This is a genomic window from Brevundimonas sp. CURTG3B2_SDJG (assembly GCF_057364705.1).
The window spans coordinates 1-3,397 of the sequence record NZ_JBNFOJ010000293.1; the positions used below are offsets into that span (position 1 = coordinate 1).

A 3,397-nucleotide genomic window follows, 5' to 3' on the forward strand; every position below is an offset into this window, starting at 1 on the left:
CGCCCGCGAAGGCGGGCGGAAGGCGATGTGACCGCCGACAGCGTGCGTGACAGGTTTCGCGCTCCCGCGCGCCCGCTGGGGCCCGGCCTTCGCCGGGGATGACGACGGGCTGGGATGCCCTACTCCGCCGCCGCCGGCACAGGGTCGTTGGCCGTCGCCTCCTTGGCCTCCCACTCCTCGATCTTGCGGGCGGTGTACTCCGGCGACTTGGTGAAGCGCGCCAGCACGCCGTAGATCACAGGCACCACGAACAGGGTCAGCAGGGTCGCGAACATGGCGCCGGCGAAGATCACCACGCCGATGGTCTGGCGGCTGCCGGCCCCCGCGCCCTGCCACAGCACCAGCGGCAGGGCGCCGAAGGCGGTGGCGATCGAGGTCATGATGATCGGCCGCAGGCGCAGGGTGGAGGATTCGATGATCGCCTCGCGGATCGAGCGGCCCTGGTCGCGCAGCTGATTGGCGAACTCGACGATCAGGATGCCGTTCTTGGCCGCGACCCCGATCAGGATGATCAGGCCGATCTGCGAGTAGATGTTCAGGCTGGAGCCCGCCATGGTCAGGCCGAACAGGCCGCCGGCGGCGGCCAGCGGCACCGTCAGCATGATAACCGCCGGGGTGATCCAGCTCTCGAACTGGGCCGCCAGCACCAGGAAGACCAGCAGCAGGGCCAGGCCGAAGGCCGCGGCGACCGCGCCGCCCGCCTCCTGCTGATCGCGCGCGGCGCCGCCCCACTGGGTGGTGACGACGCCTTGCTGCTGCTCGGACGCGACCTGGTTCAGGAACTGGACCGCGTCGGCGATCGTGGTGCCCGGGTTCAGGTCGGCGCTGAGCGTGATGGCGCGCTGACGGTCCAGGCGGCGGCGGTCCGGCGTGTCGCCCGAGGTCTGGGTGGTGACCACCGCCGACAGCGGCACCAGCGAGCCCGAACCGGTGTTGACGTAGAGCGCCTCCAGGTCGGCGACGTTGCGGCGATTGTCACGCTGGGTCTGCAGGATGACGTCGTACTCCTGGCCGCCGCGCAGATAGGTGGTGGCGCGGCGTGAGCCGAACATGGTCTCGAGCGTCCGCCCGATGGCTTGGGAGGAAACCCCCAGGGTCGCGGCCTTTTCGGGGTCGACGTCGACCAGCAGACGCGGCGCGTTGGGCTCGTAGTTCAGGCGGGGACGCGAGAGCCCGGGTTCTCCAGCGAGCGGGCCAGGACCGGCTGCAGCCAGTTGTAGATGGCCTCGTATTCGGGGCCCGTGACGATCATCTCCACCGAGTTGGAGTTGCCGCCGCCGCGCTGGAAGGCGCCGGGGACGGAGGCGTTGACCTGGGCGTCGGTCTGGCCGCGCAGCTTGCCGTTCAGCTCCTGGGCGATCTCATCGGCCGACCGGTCGCGCACCGACCAATCGCTCAGCACCAGGCTGCCGTTGCCGGTGTTGAAGCCGCCGCCGCCGAAGCCGGGCGCCGAGACCAGATAGCTCTCGGCCTCGCCGTTGGCCTTGTACTCGGCCAGGATCGGCTCGAGCCCCAGCATAATGCGGCGGGTGTAGTCGAAGCCGGCCCCCTCGGGTCCCTGCACGCGCACCTGGACGCGGCCTCGGTCCTCGGGCGGCACCAGTTCGTCGGGCAGGGTCAGGAACATCACGGTGGCCCCGGCCCCGACCAGCACGATCAGGCCGGCCACGCCGACCACCGCCATGCGCACGCCCAGCAGGGCGTTCAGCGAGGCGCCGTAGGACTCGCGCAGCTTGTCCATCGCCCAGTCGACGCGGCGGGCCACGAAGCCGCCGGTGGTGGCCGGGCGCAGGATCTTGGACGCCAGCATCGGCGACAGACTCAGCGCCAGGAAGGCCGAGAAGGCGACGGCGGCGGCGATGGCGGCGGCCAGTTCGACGAACAGGCGGCCGACGTATCCGGGCAGGAACAGCAGGGGCGCGAACACCGCCAGCAGGACGACCGTGGTCGCCACGACGGCGAAGAACACCTGGCGCGCGCCCCGTTCGGCGGCGACCAGCGGCGGCTCGCCGTGATCGATGCGGCGCTGGATGTTCTCGGTCACCACGATGGCGTCGTCCACGACCAGGCCGATGGCCAGCACCAGGGCCAGCAGGGTCAGCAGGTTCAGCGAGAAGCCCAGCGGGGCCAGGACGATGAAGGTCGCCAGCAGGCAGATCGGCGCGACGATCGACGGGATCAGGGCGGCGCGCAGCGTGCCCAGGAAGATGAAGTTGACCAGGGCCACCAGCGCCATCGAGATGCCGATGGTGATCCACACCTCCTCGATGGCGTGCTTGGTGAAGACCGAGTTGTCCGAGCCGACCACCAGCTCCGTGCCCTCAGGCAGGCTGGGGCGGATCTGCTCGATCATCTTCTGCACGCCCTCGGAGATGGCCAGGTCGTTGGACTGGGCCTGGCGGGTGACGGCCAGACCGATCTGGTCCAGGCCATTGCCGCGGAACAGGCGCCGATCCTCGGCCGGCGCCTCCTCCACCCGCGCGATGTCGCCCAGCCGGGTGACGTAGGACGCCGGCCCCTGCACCGCGCCGGTCGCGCCGCTGGGCGTGCCCGAGGCGTTGGACGCCTGGCCGCTGGTGTTGTTCGAGGCGGCGGCGTTGGACGCCGAGCCGCGCGTGCCGATCGGCAGTTGGCGGAAATCCTCGGCGCGGGCGTAGGTGCGGGCGACGCGGACAGTGTAGTCCTTCTGCCCGGATTCCAGCGAACGGCCGGAAGCTCGACGTTCTGGTTGGTCAGGGCCGTCTCGACGTCGGTGACGGTCAGGCCGCGCGCGGCCAGGGCCGCGGCGTCCAGCCAGATGCGCATCGAGTAGCGCTGCTCGCCGTAGATCTGCACCTGGGCCGCGCCCGGCACCGTGGCCAGGCGGTCGATCAGGTAGCGGTCGGCGTAGTCGGTCAGCTCCAGCCGGTTCAGGGTGCTGGAGCGCAGGAACAGGATGATGATCGGCTGGCTGTCCGAGTCGGCCTTGGCCACCTCGGGCGGGTCGGCCTGGTCCGGCAGGCGGCCGACGACGCGCGACACCCGGTCGCGCACGTCGTTGGCGGCGTCGTCTATGTCGCGGTCCAGCGAGAACTCGATGTTGACGTTCGAACGGCCGTCGCGGCTGGTCGAGTTGATCCGCTCGACGCCCTGGATGCCGGCGATCTGCTGCTCGATCGGCTCGGTGATCCGGCTTTCGATGACCTCGGCCGAGGCGCCGGCGTAGCTGGTGTTGACCGAGACGATCGGGGGATCGACGTCGGGCAGCTCCCGCACCGGCAGGAAGAAGAAGGCCGCCGCGCCGATGACGCACAGGACGATGGCCGCCACGGCGGCCATGACGGGCCGGCGGACGGAGACGTCGGAGAGCATCATCGCGAGGGCGCTCCGGCTTGCGGCGCGGCGCCGGCGGCCCGCC

The 3,397-nt window shown here is 70.9% G+C and carries 1 pseudogene; it reads right to left on the minus strand.

From position 1 onward, the window contains the following. Positions 1-119 precede the first annotated feature (119 nt). A pseudogene (locus tag AC2W7C_RS15290) lies at positions 120-3,351 on the minus strand (efflux RND transporter permease subunit). Positions 3,352-3,397 lie beyond the last annotated feature (46 nt).